This is a genomic window from Nocardia cyriacigeorgica (assembly GCF_005863245.1).
In the GTDB taxonomy this organism is placed as follows: domain Bacteria; phylum Actinomycetota; class Actinomycetes; order Mycobacteriales; family Mycobacteriaceae; genus Nocardia; species Nocardia cyriacigeorgica_C.
This window is the reverse complement of the sequence record NZ_VBUT01000002.1, coordinates 19,058-43,935: the sequence shown is the minus strand read 5'-3', so window position 1 is coordinate 43,935 and position 24,878 is coordinate 19,058. Positions and strand designations below refer to the sequence as shown.

The 24,878-nt window shown below is 66.5% G+C and carries 25 protein-coding genes, 1 tRNA gene and 1 pseudogene; 10 read left to right on the top strand and 17 right to left on the bottom strand.

Annotated elements, in window-relative coordinates; genetic code table 11:
• Positions 1-9: 9 nt before the first annotated feature.
• The gene (locus FEK34_RS03470; protein WP_138446424.1) at positions 10-1,602 is read right to left on the bottom strand and encodes a flavin-containing monooxygenase; all 1,593 of its coding nucleotides are present in this window, start codon (positions 1,600-1,602) and stop codon (positions 10-12) included.
• A complete protein-coding gene (locus FEK34_RS03465; RefSeq protein WP_138446423.1) occupies positions 1,599-2,408 on the bottom strand; it encodes a hypothetical protein in 810 nt (269 codons plus the stop codon). Before FEK34_RS03465 ends, FEK34_RS03470 begins: the two co-directional genes overlap by 4 nt.
• Before the next feature lie 108 nt (positions 2,409-2,516).
• Between FEK34_RS03465 and FEK34_RS03460 the strand changes: the two genes are divergently transcribed.
• From FEK34_RS03460 to FEK34_RS03445, 4 genes are read left to right on the top strand one after another with little or no spacing between them, the layout of a single operon-like run.
• Complete coding sequence (locus FEK34_RS03460) at positions 2,517-3,686, top strand: alpha/beta hydrolase (RefSeq protein ID WP_249358773.1); 1,170 nt, start codon at positions 2,517-2,519, stop codon at positions 3,684-3,686.
• Entirely contained in the window at positions 3,683-4,447 is a 765-nt protein-coding gene (locus FEK34_RS03455; RefSeq protein WP_138446422.1) for a class I SAM-dependent methyltransferase, read from the top strand. Before FEK34_RS03460 ends, FEK34_RS03455 begins: the two co-directional genes overlap by 4 nt.
• Positions 4,448-4,476: 29 nt before the next feature.
• Positions 4,477-4,683, top strand: coding sequence for a hypothetical protein (locus FEK34_RS03450; RefSeq protein WP_138446421.1), 207 nt, complete (start codon positions 4,477-4,479; stop codon positions 4,681-4,683).
• Between the two features lie 9 nt (positions 4,684-4,692).
• Entirely contained in the window at positions 4,693-5,619 is a 927-nt protein-coding gene (locus FEK34_RS03445; RefSeq protein ID WP_138446420.1) for a hypothetical protein, read from the top strand.
• A 125-nt stretch (positions 5,620-5,744) separates the two neighbouring features.
• On the opposite strand, the gene FEK34_RS03440 is transcribed toward FEK34_RS03445, so the two are convergent.
• From FEK34_RS03440 to FEK34_RS03415, 6 genes are all read right to left on the bottom strand, one after another.
• Positions 5,745-7,304 (bottom strand): flavin-containing monooxygenase, encoded by a 1,560-nt coding sequence (locus FEK34_RS03440; RefSeq protein ID WP_138446419.1) that lies wholly within the window; start codon positions 7,302-7,304, stop codon positions 5,745-5,747.
• Positions 7,301-8,179 (bottom strand): SDR family NAD(P)-dependent oxidoreductase, encoded by an 879-nt coding sequence (locus FEK34_RS03435; RefSeq protein WP_138446911.1) that lies wholly within the window; start codon positions 8,177-8,179, stop codon positions 7,301-7,303. The genes FEK34_RS03440 and FEK34_RS03435 overlap by 4 nt, the downstream gene beginning before the upstream one ends.
• A complete protein-coding gene (locus FEK34_RS03430; protein ID WP_138446418.1) occupies positions 8,176-9,033 on the bottom strand; it encodes an SDR family NAD(P)-dependent oxidoreductase in 858 nt (285 codons plus the stop codon). The genes FEK34_RS03435 and FEK34_RS03430 overlap by 4 nt, the downstream gene beginning before the upstream one ends.
• Before the next feature lie 232 nt (positions 9,034-9,265).
• Positions 9,266-9,853: a hypothetical protein gene (locus FEK34_RS03425; protein WP_138446417.1), complete on the bottom strand. Its 588-nt coding sequence runs from the start codon at positions 9,851-9,853 to the stop codon at positions 9,266-9,268.
• Between the two features lie 242 nt (positions 9,854-10,095).
• Positions 10,096-11,382: a lipase family protein gene (locus tag FEK34_RS03420; RefSeq protein WP_249358772.1), complete on the bottom strand. Its 1,287-nt coding sequence runs from the start codon at positions 11,380-11,382 to the stop codon at positions 10,096-10,098.
• Between the two features lie 306 nt (positions 11,383-11,688).
• A complete protein-coding gene (locus tag FEK34_RS03415) occupies positions 11,689-12,504 on the bottom strand; it encodes an alkylmercury lyase family protein (RefSeq protein ID WP_138446416.1) in 816 nt (271 codons plus the stop codon).
• A gap of 318 nt (positions 12,505-12,822) precedes the next feature.
• Between FEK34_RS03415 and FEK34_RS03410 the strand changes: the two genes are divergently transcribed.
• Complete coding sequence (locus FEK34_RS03410; protein ID WP_138446415.1) at positions 12,823-13,527, top strand: TetR/AcrR family transcriptional regulator; 705 nt, start codon at positions 12,823-12,825, stop codon at positions 13,525-13,527.
• Between the two features lie 199 nt (positions 13,528-13,726).
• Here the strand turns inward: FEK34_RS03410 and FEK34_RS31350 are convergent.
• Positions 13,727-14,086: pseudogene (locus tag FEK34_RS31350) on the bottom strand (hypothetical protein); the annotation flags it as partial.
• A 254-nt stretch (positions 14,087-14,340) separates the two neighbouring features.
• A complete protein-coding gene (locus FEK34_RS03400) occupies positions 14,341-14,658 on the bottom strand; it encodes a hypothetical protein (RefSeq protein WP_212748690.1) in 318 nt (105 codons plus the stop codon).
• Positions 14,659-14,814: 156 nt separating this feature from the next.
• Between FEK34_RS03400 and FEK34_RS03395 the strand changes: the two genes are divergently transcribed.
• Positions 14,815-15,525: a GntR family transcriptional regulator gene (locus FEK34_RS03395; protein ID WP_171048030.1), complete on the top strand. Its 711-nt coding sequence runs from the start codon at positions 14,815-14,817 to the stop codon at positions 15,523-15,525.
• Between the two features lie 264 nt (positions 15,526-15,789).
• Here FEK34_RS03395 and FEK34_RS03390 read toward each other — a convergent pair whose 3' ends face one another.
• Both FEK34_RS03390 and FEK34_RS03380 read right to left on the bottom strand, forming a co-directional pair.
• Positions 15,790-16,107, bottom strand: a complete 318-nt coding sequence (locus tag FEK34_RS03390) for a hypothetical protein (RefSeq protein WP_138446412.1) — start codon at positions 16,105-16,107, stop codon at positions 15,790-15,792.
• A gap of 209 nt (positions 16,108-16,316) precedes the next feature.
• Positions 16,317-16,389: transfer RNA gene (locus FEK34_RS03380), tRNA-Asn, on the bottom strand.
• 198 nt (positions 16,390-16,587) lie between these two features.
• Between FEK34_RS03380 and FEK34_RS03375 the strand changes: the two genes are divergently transcribed.
• Positions 16,588-16,833 (top strand): hypothetical protein, encoded by a 246-nt coding sequence (locus FEK34_RS03375; RefSeq protein WP_014349793.1) that lies wholly within the window; start codon positions 16,588-16,590, stop codon positions 16,831-16,833.
• Between the two features lie 9 nt (positions 16,834-16,842).
• Here FEK34_RS03375 and FEK34_RS03370 read toward each other — a convergent pair whose 3' ends face one another.
• The 5 genes from FEK34_RS03370 to FEK34_RS03350 form a co-directional block, all read right to left on the bottom strand.
• Positions 16,843-17,478 carry a DUF6636 domain-containing protein gene (locus FEK34_RS03370; protein WP_249358770.1) on the bottom strand — a complete coding sequence of 212 codons (636 nt, stop codon included), beginning with the start codon at positions 17,476-17,478 and terminating at the stop codon, positions 16,843-16,845.
• A gap of 84 nt (positions 17,479-17,562) precedes the next feature.
• Positions 17,563-19,494 (bottom strand): DNA primase, encoded by a 1,932-nt coding sequence (gene dnaG, locus FEK34_RS03365; protein ID WP_138446411.1) that lies wholly within the window; start codon positions 19,492-19,494, stop codon positions 17,563-17,565.
• Between the two features lie 148 nt (positions 19,495-19,642).
• On the bottom strand, positions 19,643-20,896 hold the full coding sequence (locus tag FEK34_RS03360) for a deoxyguanosinetriphosphate triphosphohydrolase (RefSeq protein ID WP_138446410.1): 1,254 nt from the start codon (positions 20,894-20,896) through the stop codon (positions 19,643-19,645).
• A 1-nt stretch (position 20,897) separates the two neighbouring features.
• Complete coding sequence (locus tag FEK34_RS03355) at positions 20,898-21,518, bottom strand: YdcF family protein (RefSeq protein WP_228821630.1); 621 nt, start codon at positions 21,516-21,518, stop codon at positions 20,898-20,900.
• A 147-nt stretch (positions 21,519-21,665) separates the two neighbouring features.
• Entirely contained in the window at positions 21,666-22,274 is a 609-nt protein-coding gene (locus FEK34_RS03350; protein ID WP_249358769.1) for a TetR family transcriptional regulator, read from the bottom strand.
• 241 nt (positions 22,275-22,515) lie between these two features.
• Here FEK34_RS03350 and FEK34_RS03345 point away from each other — a divergent pair, with 241 nt between their 5' ends.
• From FEK34_RS03345 to FEK34_RS03335, 3 genes are all read left to right on the top strand, one after another.
• Complete coding sequence (locus tag FEK34_RS03345; RefSeq protein ID WP_171048028.1) at positions 22,516-23,847, top strand: lipase family protein; 1,332 nt, start codon at positions 22,516-22,518, stop codon at positions 23,845-23,847.
• A gap of 98 nt (positions 23,848-23,945) precedes the next feature.
• The gene (locus FEK34_RS03340) at positions 23,946-24,311 is read left to right on the top strand and encodes a type II toxin-antitoxin system RelE/ParE family toxin (protein ID WP_138446409.1); all 366 of its coding nucleotides are present in this window, start codon (positions 23,946-23,948) and stop codon (positions 24,309-24,311) included.
• Positions 24,311-24,622, top strand: coding sequence for a helix-turn-helix domain-containing protein (locus FEK34_RS03335; protein WP_138446408.1), 312 nt, complete (start codon positions 24,311-24,313; stop codon positions 24,620-24,622). The genes FEK34_RS03340 and FEK34_RS03335 overlap by 1 nt, the downstream gene beginning before the upstream one ends.
• Positions 24,623-24,878 lie beyond the last annotated feature (256 nt).

Sequence of the window (24,878 nt, the reverse complement as noted above, 5' to 3'; positions counted from 1 at the left end):
GGCGGACCGTCAGACATCGGCGGGATGGGCCGCCGCATCGACCGCGATATCCGCTCGGGCTACCGATCCGGCAGGAGGAGCGACCTCGTAGCGGTAGTCGTCGAGCGGAAACTTCCGAGTCTTGCGGCGGGCTCGGAAGAAACTGTCCGGCCGGATGTAGGTGCTGTCGCCCTGGGAATTCCGGTAGTAGGTCGGCACATGCCCATTGAGCTCGCAGAGGTAGTACCGCACTCCTTCGGCTTGCTGGTGCACCGTGCGGTGATACCGCTCGGCCGCTTCCTTGCGGACCTCGCAGACCACCGCGCCGCGCCGGCGGGTCTCGGTGATCGCCCGCACCGCGTGGTCAGCGGTCATCTCGACGAAGGCATGCCAACTCGTTCCGCTCCACGAATAGGGGCCGACCAGCGTCCACCGGTTCGGTAGCCCATGGACGGAAACACTCTGATAGGCTTGCAAACCCTCGTCGTAGTAGAACTTCGCGAGATCGAATCCGTCGCGACCGACCACCGTGCCCGGGCGGTAGGTTTCCGGATCGGAGAACACCTCGTAGCCGGTGGCCAGAATGAGGACATCGAGCTTGTGCAGGGTGTTGTCGCGCGTTTTGACCCCGGTCGGCGTGATCTTCTCGATCGGCTCGGTCACCAGCTCCACATTCTCCCGGTTGTAGGCGGGCAGATAGCCCGTCGACATGGTCGGACGCTTGGCGAGCAGACCGAACTTCGGGCTCAGCTTCTCCGCGGTGGCCGGATCTTTGACGACATACCGCACATACCTGCGGTATCCGGCGATCGTCCACGCGTCGAATTTGTCGGCGATCGGACGGAAGCTGCGCGTCGGCGTATTGCTCACGAAACGAAGGAGCAGATCCACGACCACGAAGGCGGCGCCGTTGATGGTCGCCGATACCCCGGGGACCGCCAGCGCCACCTTCATCGCCTTGGGTACCACGAAGTCCGGCTTCGGTACCGACCAGACCGGGGTGCGCTGGAAGACCGTCAGGTGTCCGACTTCCGGGGCGATCGCCGGAATGATCTGCACGGCACTGGCTCCGGTACCGATGATGCCGACCGACTTCCCGGCCATGTCGTAGTCGTTGTCCCATGAGGTAGGGCGCTGCACCTTGCCCCGGAACGACTTGGCTCCCGGGATGCCGACATCATCCTTGGGCCGCACGAACGCGCCGATAGCGCTGATCAGGAAGCGTGCCGTGACGACCGACCCGTCATTGATGTGCAGCGTCCAGAATCGGCCGTCGTCGTCCCACACCTCGCGTTCGACGTCGGCGTTGAAGCGGATGCGCTCATAGAGCCCGTACTGCCCCGCGACGTCCGCGTGGTACTGCTTCACCTCGGGGCCGAGCGCGAAGAAGCGCGACCAGTTCGGGTTGCGCGCGAACGAGTACTGGTAGGTGGTCGACGGCACGTCGACGCTGATACCGGGGTAGTTGTTCTCGTGCCAGCTGCCGCCCACATCGTCGGCGCGTTCGAGAATGATGAAGTCCTCGATTCCGGCCATCCGGAGTTTCGCGGCCGCGGCGATCCCGCCAGGGCCCGCCCCGATAACGGCGACTTCGTACTGCGGGTGTTCGATCCTGTCGGTCATGCCTGGATACCTTTCGAGGTCGCGTTCGGCGTCGTCGACACCGACGTCCGATACCGGGCCCATTCGACGAACTCCCAGGCGAACAAGCCGCCGATCCACACAACGGGACCGAGAACGCCGGAGAACGCGCCGATGAGCCCATTGGCTCCATTGAGCGGCCCGGACAGTGTGAAAACGCCTGTGAGAGTGCACAGGTCGATGACGATCACGATCACGCAGAGCTTGTTCAACCACGCCGGGAACAATCCGCTACGCCGCGAGATCTGCCAGGCCGCCCAGGCGAACGGGATCCACACCGGCCCGAGCAGAGCCGCCGAGACGAGCACCGTGACATGCAGCGCGTGGATGATCTCGTCGGGAGCGTTACCGGAGAGCAGGACCGTGCCCGCGAACACGCCGGCTTCGACGAAGAACAGCCCGAGCACAAGGACCTCGCTGAACAGCGCTGTCCAGGTCAGCACCCGATTCTTGCTGCGGTCAGCAGCCCACAGCGTCGAGATGAACGCCGCCGACCATACGGCTCCGATTAGGAACAACAGCGCAAAGAATGCCGACACACCGCGAAGGAGTCCGTTGTATTTCGCGTAGAACTCCACCGTGCCTGCCACGTCGGAGCCCTCGGGCATGACGTAGATCAGCAACAGAAGGGTCACCACGATCATCGCGAGACAGACCGCGATGACCAACGCATACCAGCGTGTGATGTTGACCGGCTTGGTCATCGCCAGCGCGATCTTGTCGAGCAGCTGCGCCGGAGGCGGCGACAGATCGGCGGACGAGTGCCTGCGAGCAGAGACCTGCGACATTGAAGAACTCTCCTTCTGAACGATCCGGCTCATCGACGGATCCCGGGTAGCACACCCACAGTCGGACCTGGATTATCTAGAAAATCCCATAATCACAAGAGCGTCCGTATGCGGAGCCATCTCTCAAGATACACATTGTTACGTTACTTGAATAGTATTATTATCCGAAGACGGCGTCGGCTCCCCTACCAGCCACGAGTCGACCGAGGCGAAAGGCTTCACATGACACGTGCCGCATCGACAACTCGACGGCAGGATTCGGACTGCGTGACGATCACTGAGCCCCGCCCCCGCGCCAGCAGGCGCATGCGCGCAGCGGACCGGGCACTGAAGCTCACGGCCCGAAACCTTCTCGACCTCGGAGTGCAGGCAAATCAGCGCGGACTCCTGACCGATGATCGGTGCATCCGCATCCTGCGCGGCGTCGACTCCTGGGCCGCGATTCTCCGCCCACCCAGGGGAACCCGCACCCACCCCGTCGATTTCGGTGAGTTCCGCGCGGAGTGGGTGTGGTCACGAGGCACGAACGGTCCCGACGACGATCCGCGCGGTGCGATTCTGTACTTCCACGGCGGCGCGCTAGTGACCGGTGGGCTCAACACGCATCGGCGCATCGTGGCCCGGCTGTCCGAACACACCGGACTGCCGGTCCTCAATGTCGACTACCGTCAGATTCCGGACGCACACATCGTGGAAACGGTCGACGACTGCGTGCACGCGTACCGATATCTTCTCGATCGCGCGTTCCCCCCAGACCGCATCGTGATCGCCGGCGACTCCGCTGGCGGCGGGCTGGTGTTCTCCACAGCGCTGGCCGTTCGGGATCGTCGACTGCCGACCCCCGCCGCGCTCGTCGCACTCGCGCCCTGGGCTGATTACGACCCGGCTCGACGTTCGCGACATCCCAACGACGCGACCGACTCCGTGCTGTCCGCCGCGATTCTGGCGACTCCGATGCGGTGGGGCATGCTCATCGACGGGCACCTGGATCCCCGCTGGTCACCGGTCAACCACGACTTCACCGGCCTGCCACCGACCTTGATCCAGGTGGGTTCGGGAGAAGTCTTGCTCGCCGATGCCGAGCAGCTGGCCGGCTGCAGTGCCGCCGCAGGCGTGCCACTGCAACTGCAGATCTGGGACAACGCTATCCACGTCTTCCACGCCGGTGCCGATCTGATTCCCGACGCCCGCCACGCCTTCACAGAAATAGGAGCCTTTGTGCGGTCCACCCTCGACCACACCGAACCGCCCACCTCGGAAAAACGGGAGCCGGCATGATCACCCAGCAGAAGACTCCAGCCCTCGCGCGACTCACCGAACTCATCGACAAGGCCCGCTTCCCACGCGTCGAGGTCTGCGCCGACGGCTATGCCGACGTGCTCGGCGGCACCGCACCGCCTGCGCGCACCTTCGCCCAGCGGCTGATGCGCACCACGGCGTATTCGACGGGCTATCAAGCGCTACGCCCGCTCGGGCTCCGACTGGCCGGTGGGCCCAACGCTCCCGGCCGCGACCGCGATCGCGAGCAGGTCGCCGACGCCCTGGCACTGGTCCCCGGTCGTGTTGTCGTCGATATAGGCTGCGGGCCGGGCAATTTCACCGGCTGGTTCGGCACCCGGGTAGCACCGAACGGGTGCGCGATCGGCATCGACGCCTCCCGTCAGATGCTGCATCGGGCCTGCGCCGACAACGGCGGAGAGTCGGTGGCGTACCTGCGTGCCGATGCCGAGGACCTTCCCCTGCGCGACGGCGTCGCCGATGCCGTCACCTGCCTGGCCGCGCTCTATCTCATCAACGACCCGCACCGGGCGCTGTCGGAGATCGCTCGAATTCTGCGACCCGGCGGGCGGGTGGTAGTCCTGACCAGCTTGGCACCCGGCGGAGTCGACTCATTACGCAGCCGTGCGATCGGAGGTGCCGGCGGCGTTCGCATGTTCGGCAGAGACGAGATCACCAGCGCGCTGTCCGATCTCGGCTTCACCTCGATCGATCAATGGTGCGGCGGGCTCGCGCAGAAGGTCACCGCAACAAAGTCATGACACACAACCTGCCACAGGAGACACCGTCGATGCCGAACTCCCTGTCCACCCGCCTGTCCGAGCCGGCCGAGGTGTTCGAACAACTCACCGACGAGGAAGCCGATCTGCTCGTTCGACTACTCGAGCGCAAGCTCGCCGCCGTGCACCTGAGCCTGGATCAGGCGATCGATGCCACCTTGGCGGTGCTGCCCAGGCTCATTCGTATCCCTGCCCGCAAGATCCTGTTCGGAAAGTAGGTCCGGCACGTGGCAACCATCGCAACCCGCGGGCAGCTGGAACTGCTCGCCAAACTACTCGACGCCGGAACCCAAGAGTTGCAGAGCCTCGACCGCCTCGGCGCGGGCGATATCGAACAGCTGCGCAAGCGGATCTCCGCGGAGATCTTCGACTCCATGGCCGCCATGTTTCGCCGGATCAGCGCACTGGCGCCACTCGTACCCGACAAGCTGATCACGACGATCGCGCCTGCTGTCATCCCACCCGAGGTCGCCGGACGCGCGGGCGGAGCCATCGGGATGGATCACAAGCATCGAGCGGCGTCGGTGGCCGGTGGACTGCCCGCGACCTACCTTGCCGATGCAGCACCGTATGTCGACCCGCGGGTCGTGCCGTTCTTCGCGCCCCTGCTGCCTCCGGCGATCATCATTCCCGCCGCGCGTGAACTGCTTCGCCGCGGCGACTACCTCACGGCCTCGCTGTTCGTCGAGCACGCCACGCCGGAACTCACCCGAGAGTTCGAGCGCGGCATCGACGACGATGAGGGAATCGTTCGCACGGCCGCGCTCGTCCCCGGCGCCGACAGCTTGAACGCCATCCTCGGCGCAGTGCCCGCCGAGCGCCGCGTGCGCGTCGCCGGCCATTGCGCCACCGGCTCAGCCGAAACCGTGCTCGCCGCGCTGTCGGTGCTCAGCCGCGTCAGCGCCGCCTATGCGGGCCCGATGGCGGCAGCGATTTTCGACGCCGATCCCGAGCGCGTCATCGACGTCGCGGTTACCGAAGAATGCGCGCGCGAGCTCCTCGATGTGATCCACCTGCTCGACGACCACCGGATCATTCGTATCGGCAGTTCCCCTGTTTTTGCCGACGCCACTGTTCGACGTGCACTGCAGCAAGCCTGCGACACCGCGAGCCGACGGGAGACCTTCGACCGTCTGACCTCGGTCACCGCGTAAGACCGTATCTCGCAGGAGTAGGAACGAACCGAAGGAGGCTTGCTTCCCGAATCAGATTCGGGAAGCAAGCCTCCTTCGCATGGCTGGTGTCGATCAGATCGTCGCCGGGCGTGCGGTGCCGGACCTCACGAGCTGTGCCCCGCCAGCGCGGTGAATGTGCGCGTGTCATCTTCGCCGCCGACCGGCAGACGCCGTTCATAGCGGTAGTCGTCGATCGGGAAATGCTTGTTTCCCCACCACATTTCGAGGTGCGTGCTCGGACGTATGGCTGCCGCGTCACCCTGATAGTTGACGTAATAGGTGTTGGAGCCTTCGCAGGCCGGTGACAGCCACAGCGTCTTCTCCGCGCGACGACGGTACTTCTCGAAGTACGCGTCGTGGGCGTGCTGCTTCACCTCCACCCGCGTCGCGCCGCGGCGGCGGGCTTCAGCAATCGCGCGGGCGGCGTGACGGCTGGTGCACTCGATCATCGCCAGGTAGCTGCCCGCGGCGAAGCCATAGGGACCGGTGATCAGGAAGCCGTTCGGGAAACCTGGCACCGAAACACCCTGGTACGCCTGGAATCTGTTGGCATCCCAGAACTCGTTGAGGTCCAGGCCGTCGACGCCTCGCATCGGAAAGGGCGGAGTGGTGCCCTTGCCCATGACTTTGAATCCGGTGGCACACACCAGCACATCGACAGCGTGCTCGGTGCCGTCGGCGGTCACCACCCCGTTCTCGGTGATCTCGGTGATCGCCGAGGTCACCAACTCGACATGCGGCAGGGTGAAGGTCTTGAGATAGCGGTTGGACACCGACGGCCGCTTGCAACCCGGCGCGTACTTCGGGGTGAGCTGCTCGGCGAGTTCAGGGTTTCCCCGCAGCCAGGCACGGTATCCGGCTGCGCCACCACGCTCGAGCAATTGCGCGAGCAACGGCACCCGGTCGTGGAACACACCGATTCCGGTGAGGCCGAAGTCGATGCCGACGGTGACCGCGGCGCGGACGGTCCGTCGCAGTGCGGGCACATTGAGCAGCGCGGTGCGCACCGCGGGTGGGATGGGGAAGTCCGGTTTCGGTGCGACCCAGATCGGGGTGCGCTGGAACACCGTCAGCCGGTCCGCGACGTCTGCCAGTTCGGGAATCAACTGCAGTGCCGTGGCGCCCGTGCCGATCACGGCAATCCGCTTGCCCGCGTAGTCGAAGTCGTGATCCCACCGCGCGGTGTGCACGATCTTGCCCGCGTAGCCGTCGAAGCCGGGGATGTCGGGTAGCGAGGGTACCTCGAGCGCACCGATCGCGCCGATGACGTACCGAGCGACGATGCTCTTGTTCCCGGCCAGGTCGATGCGCCACACGTGCTCGTCTTCATCCCAGGCGGCACCGACGACGGTGGTCCGCAGCTGGATCCGCGAACGCAGATCGTAGGAGTCGACCACTTGCTCGGCGTACTTCTGCACCTCGGCCCCCGGCGCGAACATCCGCGTCCACGTCTTGGGCGGCTCGTAGGAGAAGCTGTAGTAGATCGACGGAATATCCACGGCCACACCGGGATAGGTGTTGGCGTACCAGGTGCCGCCGATGCCGTCGTTTTTGTCGATGATCAGGAAGTCCTCGATGCCCGCCTTGCGCAGTTCGACGGCGGCTCCGATGCCGCCGAAGCCGGCACCGATGATGAGCACCTCGTGATCGATTCGCGTTGTCACGGCGTGACCTTGCCTTTCGTGAGCTGATCGAGCAGTGGTTTGGCGACCGCGAGCGCGCGTTCGAGCCGGTCGAACGACAGCACCGACGGCACGACCCGGGCAAGGGTCGGCGAGAGCCGGATGAGGCCGTAGATCGCCCACGCCTCCGGATTGACCGGCACCACCGCCCAGTTGTGGCGCACCGATCGTTCGATGACCCGGGCGACTTTGTCGGGCCCGGCGTAAGCCAAACCCGTCTGCGCCGCGCCCGCATCGGCCCGCCACTGTTCACGTTCTTCGGCGGTGAGGCCATTGCGTTCGCCGTTGGCGAGAAGGTTGGTCCGGATGACTCCGGGGCAGATCGCCGTGACACCGATATGGTGCTGCCGCATTTCGACCCGCAGCGACTGGGTCGCCATCAGCACGGCGGCTTTCACGACACCGTAGGCCGGGTCGAGACCCGAGGGCAGGAAGGCCGCCGCCGAAGCGATGTTGACGATGTGGCCGTGCACGCCCGCGGCGATCATCTGGCGAGCGAAGGCCCGCGACCCGTAGACCACGCTCATCAAGTTGATGTCGACCATGCGCTGCCACTGCGGCACGGTGGTCTCGACGAAACCGCCGATATCCATTACACCGGCGTTGTTGACCAGGATGTCGGCTGCGCCGAACTCGGCGCCGACCCAGGTAGCGAAGTCTTCCCACTGCTGCTCGTCGCGCACATCGAGGCGATAAGCAAGTGCCTGCCCACCGGCCGACTTGATCTCACGTACCGTGGCTTCGGCACCCAGCTCGTCGATATCGGCGACGATCACCCGATTCTGTTTACGGGCGAACAGTTTCGCGGTTTCGCGGCCGATGCCGGCCGCGGCTCCGGTAACGATGACAGTCTTCATCGCACACCTCCCAATGCCTTGCCGGTGAGTGCGATTGCTTTGTCCACCAATGGCATTCGCACTGCCGAACTGAGGCCACGAACTACTCCCGGGGAGAGCCGGTGCACGTACCACAGCAGCCACGCTTCACTGCCGACAGGCACCGTCGACAGATTCCAGCGCACCGCTCGCTCGATGGCCGCGGCCACCCGCGCCGGCGAACGCAACCACACCCTTTGGCCGGCGGCCAGACTCTGCGACCATGCCGAACTGCCCGCACTGTCGACACCACCTCGCGTGCCGTTGGCCGCGAGCTGCGTCCGGATGACTCCGGGGCAGATCGCGCTCACGCCGATCCCCCGCCCGGCGAACTCGGCACGCAGCGCCTGCGTGCCCAGCCACACACCGGCTTTCGCTGTCACATAGGACGGTGCGATACCCGTCGGCAGGAAAGCACCCGCCGAGGCCACGTTGACGATGTGGCCGCGCTTCCCCGAAGCGACCATGCGCTCGACAAAGGCACGCGAACCCACCATCGGGCTCATCATGTTGACCTGGATCATCCGCCGCCAATCGTCACCGGACTGCTCGAGAAAGCCGCCGCCGATCAGGATGCCCGCGTTGTTCACGACCACCTCCGGGACACCGAACTCATCGCAGACCCATTCGGTGAAGCGCTCCCAGTCGTCCGGGTCGGCGACGTCGAGCCGGCGAAATACCGCCGTCCCGCCCGCGCTCCGGATCAGTTCCACCGTCTCGTTGCCGGTGAGCTCGTTGATATCGGACACGACGATCGTCCATCCGTGCCGAGCGAACCGTTGCGCGGTCGCCCTGCCGATGCCACTTCCGGCACCCGTCACCACCGTCACTCCCATGAGCACACCTGCTGACCACGGGTAGACCTGCACGCATCGGCCATCATCGACTCCCTTGTCGTGTAATCCAACAGTTCAAATAGTAGCCGTATTTGAATATGGATACAATCCAAAAAGTCGACCTATCGACATTCAGCCGCTCCGCGCACGTGGGCACACCACACGCAACAGCCCTGCCGCGGTCAGCGGATCATCCGCTTCGACCGAACGGCAGGGCTGTTGCCAGAGTTCGCTATTTCACCGGCAGCGCCGAGCCCGTACTACCGACGTCGGTGACGTGCCAGCCATTGTTCGCGTCGACGGTCACCGCGTACGTCACGGTCGTGCGCGCCCCGGCGGGGTCCTGGCTGTTGGTCGAGTTGACGTCGACGAACACCAGAACCTTGTAGACACCACCCGACTCCGATTCCACCGTCGTGGCAATCGGACCAGCGGTGGACTTCCATTGCAGAGGTACGAGAATCCGCTCCAGCTCCGGAGCCGTCGCCTCGAATTTCGCCGCGAGCTCTGGGCTGGTATTGGCCTTCAGCCTCGCCACCCAGGCGTTGATATCGCTGAAATCGACCGTCGCCGAACCCACGGCGTAATCGGTGGCGACCTGCTCGGCACGCCGCTCGGCGGCAGCTGCAGCATCGCGGTCAGCGATGTCGGAACGAGCCATCACCAGCAGCCACGACACCACAACGAGCGCGACCACGAGGACCGCTGCCACGGCCGCACGCACCACCGCGGTGACCGTGAAAGAGATCGACCGCGGCGACGGCGACGTTTGTTGCTCCGCGGTGGTAGCGGCGGTCGAGTTTTCGGGCTCGTGCGACATGCTGCGCCTTTCGAAGAACACGCCTGGCCGGGTCGGACGACAGAGCACACTGCCGACAGACTAGCCCGGCACTCACGTTAACGTCTGATGTTTGTCAGGTCGGTGCGGTCGCGTCATTGTGAAGCTGCGCAGACCGATCAAGCCGGCGCTGCGAGACGACTCGACCGGCCGCCACCGCTGCGACGTGCGGGAGAGCGCGCCCATTCTGTGCAGTTGCCCGGCGTCCTTGATCGAAGGTGGTGTCACGGGCAGATTCGGGGCCCGGGTGGCCCGCCGCGCATTTGCAGGCTCAACCACACCATCGCGGGGTAGGAGGCGGTGACCGAGGCGATGAAATGCTCCGACAACGGAACGTCGAGATATCGCAGATCCACCCCCGCCCGGCAATAGCGGTTGATCAACGGCTGCACCGCCACCTGCTTGGGCAACAACTGATCCGCGGTGGAGTGGAATATCGCCAGCGGCATGTCCGGCCGATTCGATGAGCGGCCGGGTGTCTGTTCGTCGAGCAGCGCACGTAGTCGCGGATCGTCGAGCGCGTCCGGCTGGGCGAGGTAGGCACGCAGCGGCCGGAACATGCCGGTGGCACCGATCGTGTAAGCGCAGCGGTCTTGCACATCGCGCAAGATCGCCTGGCCTTCGCCGGTGAGGATCTCCTCGGGGCGCACGATGTCGGGGAACTCACGGGCCAGCGCCGCTAGCAGTGGCCACATCGTCCACGTGGCGAACCCGGCCTCAGCGCTCGCGTTCAACGCCAGGATGTCGTTCTTCTCGGCCGGGACCCCGCCCGCGGCGGCACCGAGAATCCGGAGCTCGGGCGCGTAACTCCGATGCAGTTCGGCCGCCCAGACCGTGGCGCTGCCGCCGCCCGAGTACCCGTACAGTCCCACGGCCGAATCCTGAAGGCCCAGCGCCGGATCGGATTTCGCGGCACGGATACCGTCGAGCACCATATGGCCCTCCCCCTTCGAGAGCCAGGTGTTGGCTTGGCCGTTGAAGTCGGGCACCGCCACCGCCATCCCCTGCTCCAGGTAGTACTGGAGCAGCGCGATCTCTTTGAACGTGCCCGCTCGCAGCGTGTAGGACGGGTTGCATACCGGCGCGAGCGAATCGATCGCCTCCTGATAGGAGATCAGCGGGCGCGGACTGCCGATCCACGGAATACCCGGCGTCAGCACAGTGGTGGCGGTGACCAGCGGGCGGCCGTTGCTGTCGGTGCTGCGGTAGAGAATCTGGCGCGCTGCCACCGGTATCGGAATCCCCAGCGTGTAGGCACCGACATCGCGGGTTCGTACGATCTGACCGTTGCTCATCGTCGCCAGGTCCGGTGGTGCCGCATACCAGGGGTCGCTGCGCGGATCGGGCAGCGGAAAAATCTCGTACACGTCGGCTTCCGACGGCAGACTCGGCAGCTGATTCTGATCAGGTGGGAAGCTCGGCGGGAACGCCGGATCGGCCGCCGCCGCGCCGCCGCCGGCCCATGCGACGCACGCCGCCACCGCGACCACCGCCAGCCGTGTTGCTTTCACCAGAGGTTCTCCGAATCGTCGTTGATTCCCGACGGCCGTCGCCCGCGACGACCGGTGAATGCCATTGGGCCGGCCGTTGACGACGACCCACTGCAATGAGTTCACAGCACGGCGGCGCCCGGCGCCATTGGCACGATAGAGAGCGAGAAGTTCGAACTTTGTGCATCTGCACAAATTCAGAAGTCCTGTGATTCCGTTGTCCAGCCGCCGGGCCACGCGCGGCCATCAGCGCCGAAGTCCCCCGCCAGGCGCTGCGGGTCGTAAACAACAGTGTCGACTCCACCCGGCCGGGTCGGCGGCTCGCCGCTATGACAGCCTGAATCGCAAGAAATTTCCGAGGCCGCGCCGTTGCCAGTCGCGGGCCATTTTCGGTGTGGGAAGCCAGAACGGCCCATATAGTCCGAACCGACGCAGATTGCGAGCGATCGACAGCAGACCGAAGGTGGGCTGGTAGTCATAGTCGAGCCTGCCCTTGCCGAGAAGCTCGGTAATGAGGTGCGACATCTGCTCCGGCGACCGGGTGATCCCGCTGATCCCGGGGTGCTCGCTTCGCCACTGTTCGGCGGCCTCCTCGGAGGCGAAGAAGCTGTTGTAGTCGCACCACCCGACGACCCGGTACGGCATCTCACGCATCGGGTAGCCCAGATGCACACGCAGGGTCTTCGGTGCGTAGTTCACCAGGACGCCGTCGCGTCCGACCAGTCGCACCGGTTGTTTGGTCTGCCGGCACAGCGAATCCACGATCACCTCCGAACCGGGGAACTGGCCGGAGATCGCGCAGGCCTCGACCGCGCATTCGGCGAACCACCGCTGCCGACCGTCGACGGTGACGCGGTAGTGGTTTTCGAAGGTCGCGAACGGCCGCGCGTAGACGAGCTCGCCGACCGGCGGCTGCGGAGTCCTCAGCGGCTCGTCCTGGAAGACGAGGCTGCCGGCGTGCTCCTCATCCTGGCAGGCGACACAGATGGCGCCCTCCAGGTCACGCATGGTGGCGGCGAGTTCCGGCTCGGTCAATCCGAACCGCGTGCGCAGCTCGGCCATCGTCGGGACCGTTCCCTCGCCGCGTACCTGGTCCATGATCGCCGCGCGGACCGCGCGTGCCCGATCGTCGAGTTCGGCCATGGTTGCCTCCGTTCGCGTCCTGACCGCACATCTCTGATAAGCGAGATCATTACTCACAATGCGATCACTGTTCACACTATGCTGGCGGTGGACGAAAGGAATGTCAACCGCGACTTCACGAGCGCGGGGTGCCGCTGTCCGGCAGCCGAGCACTTCCACAGCTGGGCCTTCCAGGTTTGTGATCACCGTTTGCCCGGCTCGCCGGGTACCTTTGGTGATCGGATATCGCATCGCGAGGGCTGATCTCTGAGTAACCGTCGGTCGCATCACGCGACGGCCGGATGGCCGCACCAGCCGCCTCGCGGGAAGGAGAGGTCCATGGCCGAGACGAAGGAACTCCAGCCACCGACCCGTCGGGCCGAACGGCGCGCGGCCACCATCGCCGAGATCAAACTGCATGCCCGCAGGCAGCTGGCCACCGAAGGCACCGGTGGGCTGTCGTTGCGGGCGATCGCGCGGGATATGCGGATGGCACCGGCCGCACTGTTCCGGTATTTCGACTCGCAGGCGAGTTTGATCACCGCGCTGTGTGTCGACGCCTACGACGCGCTGGCCGACGCGATGAACGCCGCCGAGCCCAGTGCCGCAACCGATCCCGCCGGGCATTGGCGCGCGACCTGCGTGGCCGCGCGGGCATGGGCCGTGGCCAACCCCGGCGAGTTCGCCCTGATCAACGGGACACCCATCCCGGGATATCGGGCCGCGCCCGAGCAGACCGGCCCGGCGGCGGGCCGGGTGATCGACGCGCTGGCCGGCTCCTATCTGGCCGCCGTGGAGGCGGGCGTGGCCGATCCCGCGGCCACCGGCGTGCCGTCGCTGCCGGCCGGGCCACTTCTCACCGGTGACGGCGAACCCCTGCCGGACTCCCCCATTCCCGGCATTCTGCTCAATGCCTGGGCCTCGATCCTCGGGTTCATCGCCGCCGAGGTCTTCGGCAGCCTGCGCGAGCTGATCAGCGACGCCGATGCGCTCTACGACAGTCATGTCCGGACCGTGATGCGCGGGATGGGCTACCAGGGCTGACCGCTACGCCGCCCGCGGCGTACTCCTCGGCACCGTTGGGCGCAGCGAGCTACCGGTCGGCGCCGATGTCCAGGGACACCGAGTTGGTGTCGTAATGATGGGGGCCGTGGTCGTCGACCACGGCCCCTATCACCGTCTGCACTGCCCGTCGGCCACGAACCGGCGAGCACCTCCGGCTGCGGCACACGATTCGCGGCGATTACTCGTAGCGGCACAACCATTCGGTGCCGTAGTGGCCGGCATTTCCACCCTCGAGGTGCACCCAGCGTCCACGACCGTCCTCACCGCAGGGCGCGCCCTCGACCGGTGTGTTGTTGTCGGGCGGCGGGGTGGTCGGGTTGGTCTGGGTGGTCGGCTGGACCGGTGCAGTGGTTTCCGGTCCCGCACCGTGGTTGGGGTTGGTGCAGATGGTGCCTTCGCACGGCACCCAGGTGCCGTCGCCATTGGGGTTGGGGATGGCGTCCGGGCCGACGTAGCTGCCGGCCGGGCAGCCGGGGTCCTGATTCTTCGCGCAGTATTCGTCGCTGAGGTGGTTGCCCGTTGAGCCGTCGGCACCTCGCCGCTCCGTCGGCGACGGCTGCGGCTGCGGCGCGTTGGACGGCGACTGTTCGGCGTTGGTCGTGGTCGGCGCCGGGGCGGTCGAACTCGCGACGGCCTTCGACGTGGACGTGGTGGCCGGTGACGGTGAATTGTCGTCGGAGCAGCCGACCAGCGCGGCGCCCACGGCAACGACTCCGAAAACGGTCGTCAGCATTCGATGCAAGGACTTCTCCTATCGGTTCGATCGGCGTGGAGCGCGGGGATACCCGGCGATCAGCCCGGATTGATCCAGGACCCGATCGGGGTCGGCGGCAAGGCTCGTACCGCGACCATCAACGGCCTGCACCAGATGGTCGACGACATGCAGACGAAGGCCCCGGTCTTGTCGTAGTTCCAGCCGTCACCGTGCCAGGCCCAGGTGAGACCGTCTTCCGAGGGACTCATCGGGCACTCCGCGGGAGCTTTGCCCGCACACGGGCCCTCCACGCCCCACGGTCCGACCGGATACGCGGACGCGGCGGGGGCAAGGAACAATCCCGACGCCGCAAGGCCGACACCCGCGACGAACGAACACAGAATCGAGCGTTTCATGATGAGATTCCTTCCCGGGCCGGAATTTTCGAGCACAGCACCGGCCGGACAGATGAATAACCATGGATTTGCCAGATGTCGAGACTGCACCAGTAGACTGCAAAGATCCGATGATTGTCAACGGCGACACCGACGCCGGATGCGAAAAGGTCCAATGTGGTTGACATAGGCAAGCCGACACGGGTGGCCACCCTGTCGCAGCAGGTAGCCGACGAACTGCAAGCCCGGATCGTCGCCGGCGACTGGCCCGTCGGCCACAAGATCCCCACGGAGCCGGAACTCGTTCAGGCACTCGGAGTGAGCCGTTCCACAGTCCGCGAAGCTGTGCGGTCGCTCATCCACGTCCGCATGCTCGAAGCCCGCGCCGGCGACGGCACTTACGTACGCTCGGCCAGCCCGCTGAAATTCCCCATGCAGGACCGCATCGCTCACGCAACGGTGCGCGAGGCGATCGAAGTGCGCGCCATGCTCCAACAGCGCATCGCGCGTCTGGCCGCTGCCCGCTGCACCCCGGCCGACGCCGAGCGTTTGCGCGAGCTGCTCGCGACCGCAGGACCGGAGCTGACGCACGCGGAATCCTACGATGAGTGCACGCCCGCGATCATGGCCTTCAACACCGCGATCAGCGACCTGACCGGCAACCGGCTTCTCGTCGAGCTCGACAACCACGTCGCGACGGCGACGGTCGCCAAACCGCCGTTCCCGGACCACTGGTCACCGGAGATCGGCGCCCGGATACTCGGCCGGCTCACCGATCTGATCGACGCGATCTGCGCGGGTGACCCCGACCGTGCGGAGCAGAGCACGCGTCATGCACAACGCGAAATCCTCCCGCTGGTCGCCGATACCGGCGACGCGCACATGTAGCCACCCGTCCCATATCGCATTTCACGGAGCAGCCCGTGAGTTCGCCCGGCAAGCTCGTTGCGATAGTTCGTCGACTCCTGTCCGACGGTCATCGGGCGCAGGCGCAGCCACCCGCGCGTAGACACACTGCGTGCAAGCCCCAGCTCGAGCGGCGGGACGACACGACCCCTCGCCAGCAATTGTGATGGAATCGGCTCAGTTCCGCCTTCATGGACTTGGGAGATCCATAGGCCGTCGCTCCATAGTGTTTGCGCAACAGCGGGTTCAGCGCGGCCCCGGGTACTGGGGCCGGCATGGGATTTGTACGACCGCAAACGCCGCACCATCCGCACCGTCGGCGGGGTCGAGCGCATCCGTGGACGAGGCAAGGTCCGCGTCGTCGAAGACGACGACCGCAGGAATCCCCAGGGCACAATCGCCACCGAGCTCGGAAGCCGTCGTCACGATGTGCTCAACCTCGGTGCCTGGATCGACGCCGAGTAGGCCGGCCACATCATCGTCGGCGGGGACCACGGTCGTCTCGCGATCGACCAGTACATCGTCCTCCCAGTTCGGGACAACCTCGGCCCGGCCGATGCGCAAGCTCAGCTGTCGAATGCAAAACTCGCGACCACGGAACGCCACTACCTCGAACGACGGACAGTCGGACCGGACGCCCGAAAGGCTCTCGACCAGTTCGCCGAGGGAAAGTAGCGGATCGTTTGTAGTAGGAAAGTAGCGGATTCCGGGTGATTTCCTCGGACAACGAAAAAGCCCTCCACCTGCTTGCGCTGGTGGAGGGCTTTTCTAGGCTCCCCCATCTGGACTCGAACCAGAAACCTGCCGATTAACAGTCGGCTGCTCTGCCAATTGAGCTATAGGGGACTATCCTGTGGGCTCTTCCTGTACTGGGCGAGCCGAGGTGAAACTTTAGCGTATGGGTGGGCGGGGGCCCAAATCGTGTCGTCAGAGGGGGTGGAGGGGGCTCTGAGCGGGGAGTCTGGGGGTGGGCGGATCGACAGGGGTGGTGGGTGTCGGGCAGGATGTAGGCCGCGGACAGGCGAACGGGAGGAGCTCGAACAGATGCTGCGGTTGATGATCGGCATCGCGGCCGGGTATGTGCTCGGCAGCAAGGCCGGGCGGGCGCGCTATGAGCAGATCAGCGCGGCCACTCGCGCGGTCACGGGGAGCCCGGTCACCCGCAAGCTCGTCCAGGTGAGCAGGCAGAAGCTGTCGGACAAGCTCAGCACGCGGCCGGCCTTGGAGCCGATGGAGCCGATCGACGAGCGCACCACCGTGCTGGTGCCGCACGATCAGCTCCGGCGCTGACCACTCTCGTCAGAACAGGTATTGCCGGTCCGCGGCGATCATGAAGCCGTGCCCGGCCTGATCGCAGCGGACGCCGTTGGGCATCGACGTGCACGCGGTGCCGCGGACGATGATCGTCTCCCCGTACTCGAGCACGTTCCCACCGCCTTTACGAGAGCCGTCGGTGGGTGAACCGACGAAGAACCCCTGATTCACGCACATGAACCGCGCCGCGCCGCCGAGGACCTGCGCCGCCACGGCGCGATCGGCGCGGCTGGTGTCGCAGTCGGACAGCTCCGGTGGCACCACTTCGGTCGTGCCGAGCTGGCAGCCGGTGCCGAGTTCGCCCTCATTGATGAAGCCGCACATGATGTTTCCGGTCGGTGACTGGAAGTAGAAGTAGTTGCCCTGCTGGAAGTCGCGGGCGTCGACGGTGGCGTCGTCGCGGGAGGGCAGGATGGTCTCGCCGCCGGCCGGTTCACCGGACGGCCGGCCGGGGTCCGGTTCACCGGGTGCGATCGGCTGCTGCACGCCCGTGGGCGCCGCCGTGCTCGGCTGGGCTGTGGACGCCGTCGCTTCCGCCGACGATGTGGAGCCGTCCTCACCACAGCCCGATACTCCGATGGCCACAACGACCGCCAGGCCCGCGAACAACGCTCGTTTCATCCCAGGTCTCCCGCCATTGGTTACGAACCCGACTTGCCGAGTTGATCATTCGGGGCGGCGTGTTCGTTACTGCGGTAAGGGCGCTCAGTGCGGGGCGAAGTCGTCCGAATTGCCCATGGCCTGCTCGAGCAGACTCTTGCGGTACTGCTCCAATGCCACCAGGTCACCGAACAGCGCCAGGTAGGCCTCCGATTGTTCGGTGGACGACACCCGGTGCAGTTTCGATTTCAGTTCGGCGATCTGGCGGCCGACGAAGCCCTCCTGGGCCCGGGCCAGGACGCCGGTGATGAAGCGCGGAATGTCGTCGGCCGACTTCACCGGCAGCGGCTCGCTCGCCAGTTCGGAGATCAGCGCGCGCACGGTGAGGTCGTCGGTGCGGTCGGATACCGCGCCGACCCATTCGGCGCCCACCAGGCCCGCCGCGGTGCCACCGGCCTCGGCGATGAGGGTGCGGATGGTCACGTAGGCGGGGTGGGTGAAGGCCTCGGTTTCCAATGCGTCGAACGACGGGCCCGCGATGGACGGGTATTGCAGCCCGGCCGCGAGGGCCTGGCGTTGCGGCAGCAGCGTCGGATCGTTCGGATTCGGGCGCGCCACCGGAGCCTCGGTCGTGCCGTTCTGCTCGCGCGGACGACGTGCGGAACCGGAGGCCGCGCCGCCGGTGCGCAGGCGTTTGGCTTCTTCCTCGACGCGGCGGTAGACGGTCTGCACATCCAGCCAGCCGGTGCGATCGGCCAGGTCGGTGGCATAACGCTTGCGCCGGCCATGGTCTTTGATCTGCGCCACCAGCGGCACACCCCAGCGCAGCACCTCGACCTGGCCGTCGCGGGTCAGGTCGTTGATTCGCGGGTCCTTGCGCTTCTCGATCTCGCTGTCGAGGGCGAATTCGAACAGCAGGCGGCGTTTGGCGACCACATCGCGCAGGGCGGCGTCGCCGGAATGCTGGCGCAGCTCGCACGGATCCTGGCCGTCGGGTGTGGTGGCGACATAGATCTGGGCGGCGACCTTCTGATCGTTGAGGAAGGCCTTGAGCGCGGCCGCCTGGCCCGCCGCGTCACCGTCGAAGGTGAAGATGATCTCGCCGCGCCAGAAGTTGTCGTCCATGAGCAGGCGGCGCAGGATGGCCAGGTGGTCGTCACCGAAAGCCGTACCGCACGCCGCGACAGCGGTTTTCACGCCGGCCAGATGCATGGCCATGACGTCGGTGTAGCCCTCGACGACCACCGCCTGATGTCCCTTGGCGATCTCACGTTTGGCGTGATCGAGCCCGAACAACACCTGAGACTTCTTGTACAGCACCGTTTCCGGGGTGTTGACGTACTTACCCGGCATGGTGTCGTCGTCGAAGAGCTTGCGGGCACCGAAGCCGATGACCTCGCCGGCCAAGTTGCGGATGGGCCAGAGCAGCCGCCGGTGGAAGCGGTCGATCGGGCCGCGCCGTCCCTCCCTGGACAGGCCCGCCGCTTCGAGTTCCTTGAACTCGAAGCCTTTGCGCATCAGGTACTTGGTGAGGGTGTCCCAGCCCGCGGGGGCGTAACCGCAGCCGAATTGAGCGGCGGCGGCGGCATCGAAATTGCGTTCGGTGAGGTAGGCGCGCGCGGCTTCGGCTTCGGGTTCGCGCAGCCTGGCCATATAGAACTCGTGGGCCGCGGCGTTGGCGGCGACCAGCCGGGCGCGGGTGCCGCGGTCGCGCTGGACCGAGGTGCCGCCGCCCTCGTAGTTGATCTGGTAGCCGACCTTGTCGGCGAGCTGCTCGACGGCCTCGACGAAACCGACGTGCTCGATCTTCTGGATGAAGGCGTAGACGTCGCCGCCCTCACCGCAGCCGAAGCAGTGGAACAGGCCGTGGTTGGGCCGCACATGGAACGACGGTGACTTCTCGTCGTGGAATGGGCACAGGCCCTTCATCGAGTCGGCGCCGCCCCGCTTGAGCGCGACGTACTCGCCCACCACGTCCTCGATCCGGACGCGTTCGCGTATCGCAGCGATATCGCGATCTGGGATTCGTCCGGGCACTGTTGAAGTCTAGCGGGCGGCGCCGGACCCGGGCCGCGGAGCCGTCGCTGCTCTCACCGGCCTCGGGCGGGTCGCGATCAGCACTCGCACCGTTCGAGACGGGCCGAGCTGTGCGCGAGCCGAGTGGAGCAGCGCAATGGCCGCACCCTCACTGCCCGAGCCGGGCGGCGATCCGCTCCAAACGGCTCTCGGTGTAGGAGGCGATCTGGTCGACGATCACCCGCACCCGCCCGGTGTCGTCGGCGGCGGCGTCCCACCACGGCAGCAGCAGCGGATCGAGACCGGCCGGCGCGTCCGCCAGCAGGCTCTCGGCGACGGCGGTGATGCGGTCGCGCTGAGCGGCCTGCCGCAGTTTGTGATCGGGATCGGACATGACGTAGCGCAGCGCCACCGTTTTGAGGATGGCGACTTCGGCGGCCACGATCGGCGAAATCTCCAGGTCGGCGGCGTATCGGGTGAGCGGCCCCGGCCCGGCGACGCGGCGGGTGTCGACCACCGCCGCGGTGGCGAACCGGCCGACGAGTTCACTGGTCAGCCGCTTCAACGCGACCGAATCGGTGAGCGAGCCGTCGTAGGTGAACACCCGGCGCACCACCGGCAGCTCCGAGAGCCGCTGCGCCGCGGCCACCAGATCGTCGACCGACAGCGACCGGTGATGCACATGACCCATCTCGGCGAGCGCGCGCTGCTCGACCCGGTCGGCCAGCGCGCGCAGGTCGATGCGCCCGGCGATGATGCCGTCCTCGACGTCGTGCACCGAATAGGCGACGTCGTCGGACCAGTCCATGATCTGGCATTCCAGGGTCTGACGGCGCGGCGGAGCGCCCTTGCGGACCCATGCCAGCCGGTCGGCGTCGATGTCGTAGGCGCCGAACTTGGTGCCGGAACCGGTGCGCTGCCAGGGGTATTTGATGGCGGCGTCGAGCGCAGCCCTGGTGAGGTTGAGGCCCGCGCTGGTGCCGTCGGCCTCGAGCACCTTGGGTTCGAGGCGGGTGAGGATGCGCAGGTTCTGGGCGTTGCCCTCGAATCCGCCGTACCGGTCTGCCCAGATGTCGAGGGCCTGCTCGCCGTTGTGGCCGTAGGGCGGATGGCCGATGTCGTGGGCCAGCCCGGCCAGATCGACCAGGTCGGGGTCGCAGCCGAGGCCGTCGGCGATGCCGCGGCCGATCTGGGCCACCTCGATCGAATGGGTGAGCCGGGTGCGCGGGGTGTCACCGTCGCGTGGGCCCATGACCTGGGTTTTGTCGGCCAGCCTGCGCAGCGCGGCCGAATGCAGGACGCGGGCGCGGTCGCGGGAGAAGTCGCTGCGATGGCCGTTGCCGTCGCTGGTGAGGCCGGCGGTTTTCGGGCCCTCCAGGACCAGGCGTTCGCGGTCGTGCGCGCTGTAGCCGTCGGCACTCATGTCACTGCCCCGCGGTGTAGCTGAAGTCGGCGGAGAAGTGGGTGAGCTGATACCACAGCAGCGCGAACGTCTCCCGGAAGATGCCGTGAGCCTGCGATTCCCTGGTGTAGACGGCGGGGCCGGTGCGGGTGGGCGCGGTCCAGGCGTCCAGGCCGGCGTCGCGGGCCATGGTGCGGGTGCGCAGCGAATGCCACGGGTCGCTGACGAGCACCGCCGACGACATGTCGCGGGCGCGCATGGCGGTGGCGACGGCTTCGACGCTGCGCAGGGTGTCCGATCCGGTCTCCACGGCGAGGATCCGGTCGGCGGGTATGCCTCGGTCCATCAGGTAGTTCTTCCCCGATGCGGCCTCGGTATACAGATCCCCCTCCTGTTTTCCGCCGACGGTGATCACCCGCGGTGCGACCCCGGCCTCGAACAGGTCGTAGGCCTGATCGAGCCTGGCCTCGAACACCGACGACGGTGTGCCGGAATACTGGGCGGCGCCGAGCACCACGATGGCGTCGGCCTTGCGGTAATCGTCGATCCGCGCCACCTGCCACACCCGGAACGCCGTGCCGAACACCAGCACCGTTCCCACCAGCACCACCCCAGCGACCAGCCGCCACCCCCATCGCAGCATGCCCGCTCCTACTCCCCGCGCCGCCGCGGGTTCGGTGACGGTGCCCGTCCGTGTGCGCAGTGCCGAATTCACTCCTCGAGTTTGCCAGCTGGGTCGGGCTGTTCCATCCGGGCGAGGGTTCTCCATCGAATCGTTACTGATCTCGGATCAGGCGCCCTCACCGTGGTGCGCGGGGGATTTCCGGCCGAGGGCCGCGCTTTCGTTGTCGGCGGTCAACCGGTAGATGGTGCGTTCGAGGGTGGGCAGGATGTCGGTGATCGCGATCGACCCGATGGCGAACGCGCCGATCAGCGCCAACGTCATATTGGTCATGATCAGCGCGACGTCCTCGGCGTAGATCGGGTCGAGATCGCTGAGCAGACCGAGCGCGATCGGCAGCACCGCGTTGAAACCCTGGGTGTCGAGGCGCTGGCCGCCGGGGCCGAGGCGGGCGCGGTGGTAGGCCTCGAGCATTCTGGGGTTGCGCTCCCACGGCTCGAAGACCGTGCGCAGCACCATCGTCAGCCCGTCGCGGACGGTGACGTCGGCGGGCAGTGGCGTCATTTCCTTATAGGTGTTCTCGGCCATCCACCGCTCGACCGCCGAGACGATCAGCTCGTCGCGGGTCGGGAAGAGTTTGTAGACGGTCGCGAGCGAGACGTGCGCGCGACGGGCGATGAGCCGCAGTTGCACCGCGTCGTATCCGTCGGACTCGAGCACGTCGAGCACGACCGCGATGATCTGTGCCGATATCTCGGCTTCTCGCCCGCTACCCACCTTGGTGACAGTAACCCGGACGGATGGTAACGGGGTTACCAGTCGTGGGTAACCGTGTTACCCTCTCGTGAGCCGCACCACATCCCGGACCCGCGACATGGGCCGATGGGCGCGGCGATCCACTGCGCGTCGCCGGGGGGATCGGCCCACCACTCGCCGAAATCCGCGACGCCGCACCGCGACCCAGCGGTTCAGGCTATCGCGCAGGCAGCCGAGGGCGCCTGCCTCAGAAAGAAGACCCATGCAGCCACAGCACCACGGCCGGCACCCGGCTCGTCGACGATACGGACGCATCAGGCAGACCATCACCGCGGGCGTGATCGCCTGCCTGAGCGCCGCGGCGGGCATCTACACCGCCGCGACCGCCCCCGCCGTGCCCGACTTCTACACACCACCGGCCGACATTCCCGCCGAGCGTGGCGCGATCGTCAAGACCGAGCCGATGCCGCTGTTGCTGATGACGCCGGGCACCGAGGGCTGGCCGGTGCGGGCGCAGCGGGTCATGTTCAGCTCGCGCACCCAGGACGATGTCCCGGTGCCCGTCACCGGAACCTTCATCGACGCGACCCAGCCGTGGCGCGGCGCGGGCGAACGTCCGACCATCGTCATTGCGCCCGGCACCGTCGGGCAGGGCGATCAGTGCGCGCTGTCGCTGGCCTTCAGCACCGGGATGCACGTCAGCACTGACCCGGTGTCGCTGTCGGCGAATCAGGAATCGATGTCGGCCGCGGCGTGGAATGCGCTGGGGGCGCGGGTATTCGTCACCGATTACATCGGGCTCGGCACGCCGGGCGTGCACACCTACGCCAACCGGATCGAACAGGCGCACGCCGTGCTCGACGCCGCCCGCGCCGCCAACACCCTGGCCGGCAGCGGATCCGCGACGCCGCTTGCCATCTGGGGCTACTCGCAGGGCGGTGGAGCGGCCGCGGCGGCCGCGGAAATGCAGCCGAGCTATGCGCCCGAGCTGAACCTGAAGGGCACGTGGGCCGGTGCGCCGACGGCCGATCTGATGCAGGTGGTCGGTCAGATCGACGGCAATCTGATCGGCGCCGCCATCGGGTTCGCGATCAATGGTTTCACCGATCGCTACCCCGAACTGCGCACGATCGTCGACGAACTCACCACACCGGCCGGTCGCGCCCTGCTCGACAGCGTGCGCACCAAATGCATCGCCGACATCATCGCCACGCACCCGTTCACCAGGACCGCCGATATGACCGTCGACGGCAGGCCGCTGCTCGACCACCTGCGCGAGCTACCCGCGGCCGACCGTATCCTGCGCGAGCAGCGCATCGGCAGCCTCACCCCCACCAGCCCGGTCTTCATCACCCACGGCCGCAACGACGACACCGTCCCCTACGAGCAGGGCCGCCAACTGGCACAGGACTGGTGCGCCAAGGGCGCGACAGTCACCTTCCGCACCAACGACCTACCGCCCATCGCTCCTGGCACCACCTTCGGCAATCACTTCGGGCCCGAGATCATCGACGGCTTCGGACCCGACAACGCGATCACCTACCTGCTCGATCGCCTCGCCGGGAAACCCGTGTCGGGCTGCAGTTTCGACTGACCAGGCCGACAGGATCGTCACACCGGGCGAGTCCGAGCACGAATACCTGAAATGCGCAGGCATTGGACATAGCATCAATCCTATATAGGATTGATGCTATGTCTTTGTATTCGGTCGAGATCGAACCCGAGGTCGCCGACTGGCTGCGCTCGCTTTCTGATCGAGATTTCGGTCGCGTCGACGAATACGTAGGCATGCTGGCCGAGCACGCGGCTACGCTCGGCGAACCGTGGTCGCGCAACCTTGGCGACCATGTTCGCGAACTGCGGTTCCACTTACATCCGCGGGAGATGCGCATCACATACTGGCTCGCACCCGGCCGTCGAGTAATCCTATTGACGGTTTTCCGCAAGACTCGGATGCGGGAGGTCATGGAAGTAGAGCGTGCGAAGGCGCTCCGCAAGGTATGCGAAGCCGAGCACGACCATGCCCGAATCAGTTTCGAGAGAGAAGGTGACTGGTGATGGCTGATCACACGTCCATGGATGACCTGCGTCGTGAGCGAGTCGAACGCCCCGGGTTCAACGCCGTCGAGTACGACGCAGGACGCGAAGAGGCGAGGTTGGCAATCGAGTTCGCCAACGCCATTCGCGAACGCAGGCTGGAATTGGGCTTGACCCAGACCGCGGTTGCGGAACGCGCGGGATTGCGTCAGCCCGATGTCTCGCGGCTCGAGGCCGGAGGCGGTACACCCACGATCGGAATGCTCGAACGGCTGGCGCACGCACTCGAGATGCGGTTCGTTGCCCGATTCGAGAAGCACGACGCAGCCTGACCTCCGACGGTCGATCCGAACGAGGGGCTTGACCTTCCCGACCACGCCCGAGGGCACGGAATTCGTCCGCGTGGCCGCGACCAGCTGGGCCGAGGCGGCTATCACAGGCAGCGACCCGGTGCGGCGCCGCATCCGGACGCGAAACCCTGCCCGCGTGAGTTCGTGCTTGCGCCCGCAGGCTGCTGCCGTGGTGCGTCGGTAGCGCGGCATCACGACCCCGCACGGGCCGCGCAACGAGTGTCGGCGCAGCCGGCGG

Excerpts from the sequence above, each read along its gene's own strand:
- FEK34_RS03470 (WP_138446424.1), bottom strand. The coding sequence starts at position 1,602 with ATGACCGACAGGATCGAACACCCGCAGTACGAAGTCGCCGTTATCGGG.
- FEK34_RS03465 (WP_138446423.1), bottom strand. The coding sequence starts at position 2,408 with ATGTCGCAGGTCTCTGCTCGCAGGCACTCGTCCGCCGATCTGTCGCCG.
- FEK34_RS03460 (WP_249358773.1), top strand. The coding sequence starts at position 2,517 with ATGCGGAGCCATCTCTCAAGATACACATTGTTACGTTACTTGAATAGT.
- FEK34_RS03455 (WP_138446422.1), top strand. The coding sequence starts at position 3,683 with ATGATCACCCAGCAGAAGACTCCAGCCCTCGCGCGACTCACCGAACTC.
- FEK34_RS03450 (WP_138446421.1), top strand. The coding sequence starts at position 4,477 with ATGCCGAACTCCCTGTCCACCCGCCTGTCCGAGCCGGCCGAGGTGTTC.
- FEK34_RS03435 (WP_138446911.1), bottom strand. The coding sequence starts at position 8,179 with ATGAAGACTGTCATCGTTACCGGAGCCGCGGCCGGCATCGGCCGCGAA.
- FEK34_RS03430 (WP_138446418.1), bottom strand. The coding sequence starts at position 9,033 with ATGGGAGTGACGGTGGTGACGGGTGCCGGAAGTGGCATCGGCAGGGCG.
- FEK34_RS03425 (WP_138446417.1), bottom strand. The coding sequence starts at position 9,853 with ATGTCGCACGAGCCCGAAAACTCGACCGCCGCTACCACCGCGGAGCAA.
- FEK34_RS03415 (WP_138446416.1), bottom strand. The coding sequence starts at position 12,504 with ATGGCCGAACTCGACGATCGGGCACGCGCGGTCCGCGCGGCGATCATG.
- FEK34_RS03410 (WP_138446415.1), top strand. The coding sequence starts at position 12,823 with ATGGCCGAGACGAAGGAACTCCAGCCACCGACCCGTCGGGCCGAACGG.
- FEK34_RS03400 (WP_212748690.1), bottom strand. The coding sequence starts at position 14,658 with ATGAAACGCTCGATTCTGTGTTCGTTCGTCGCGGGTGTCGGCCTTGCG.
- FEK34_RS03375 (WP_014349793.1), top strand. The coding sequence starts at position 16,588 with ATGCTGCGGTTGATGATCGGCATCGCGGCCGGGTATGTGCTCGGCAGC.
- FEK34_RS03370 (WP_249358770.1), bottom strand. The coding sequence starts at position 17,478 with ATGAAACGAGCGTTGTTCGCGGGCCTGGCGGTCGTTGTGGCCATCGGA.
- FEK34_RS03360 (WP_138446410.1), bottom strand. The coding sequence starts at position 20,896 with ATGAGTGCCGACGGCTACAGCGCGCACGACCGCGAACGCCTGGTCCTG.
- FEK34_RS03355 (WP_228821630.1), bottom strand. The coding sequence starts at position 21,518 with ATGCTGCGATGGGGGTGGCGGCTGGTCGCTGGGGTGGTGCTGGTGGGA.
- FEK34_RS03345 (WP_171048028.1), top strand. The coding sequence starts at position 22,516 with ATGCAGCCACAGCACCACGGCCGGCACCCGGCTCGTCGACGATACGGA.
- FEK34_RS03340 (WP_138446409.1), top strand. The coding sequence starts at position 23,946 with ATGTCTTTGTATTCGGTCGAGATCGAACCCGAGGTCGCCGACTGGCTG.
- FEK34_RS03335 (WP_138446408.1), top strand. The coding sequence starts at position 24,311 with ATGGCTGATCACACGTCCATGGATGACCTGCGTCGTGAGCGAGTCGAA.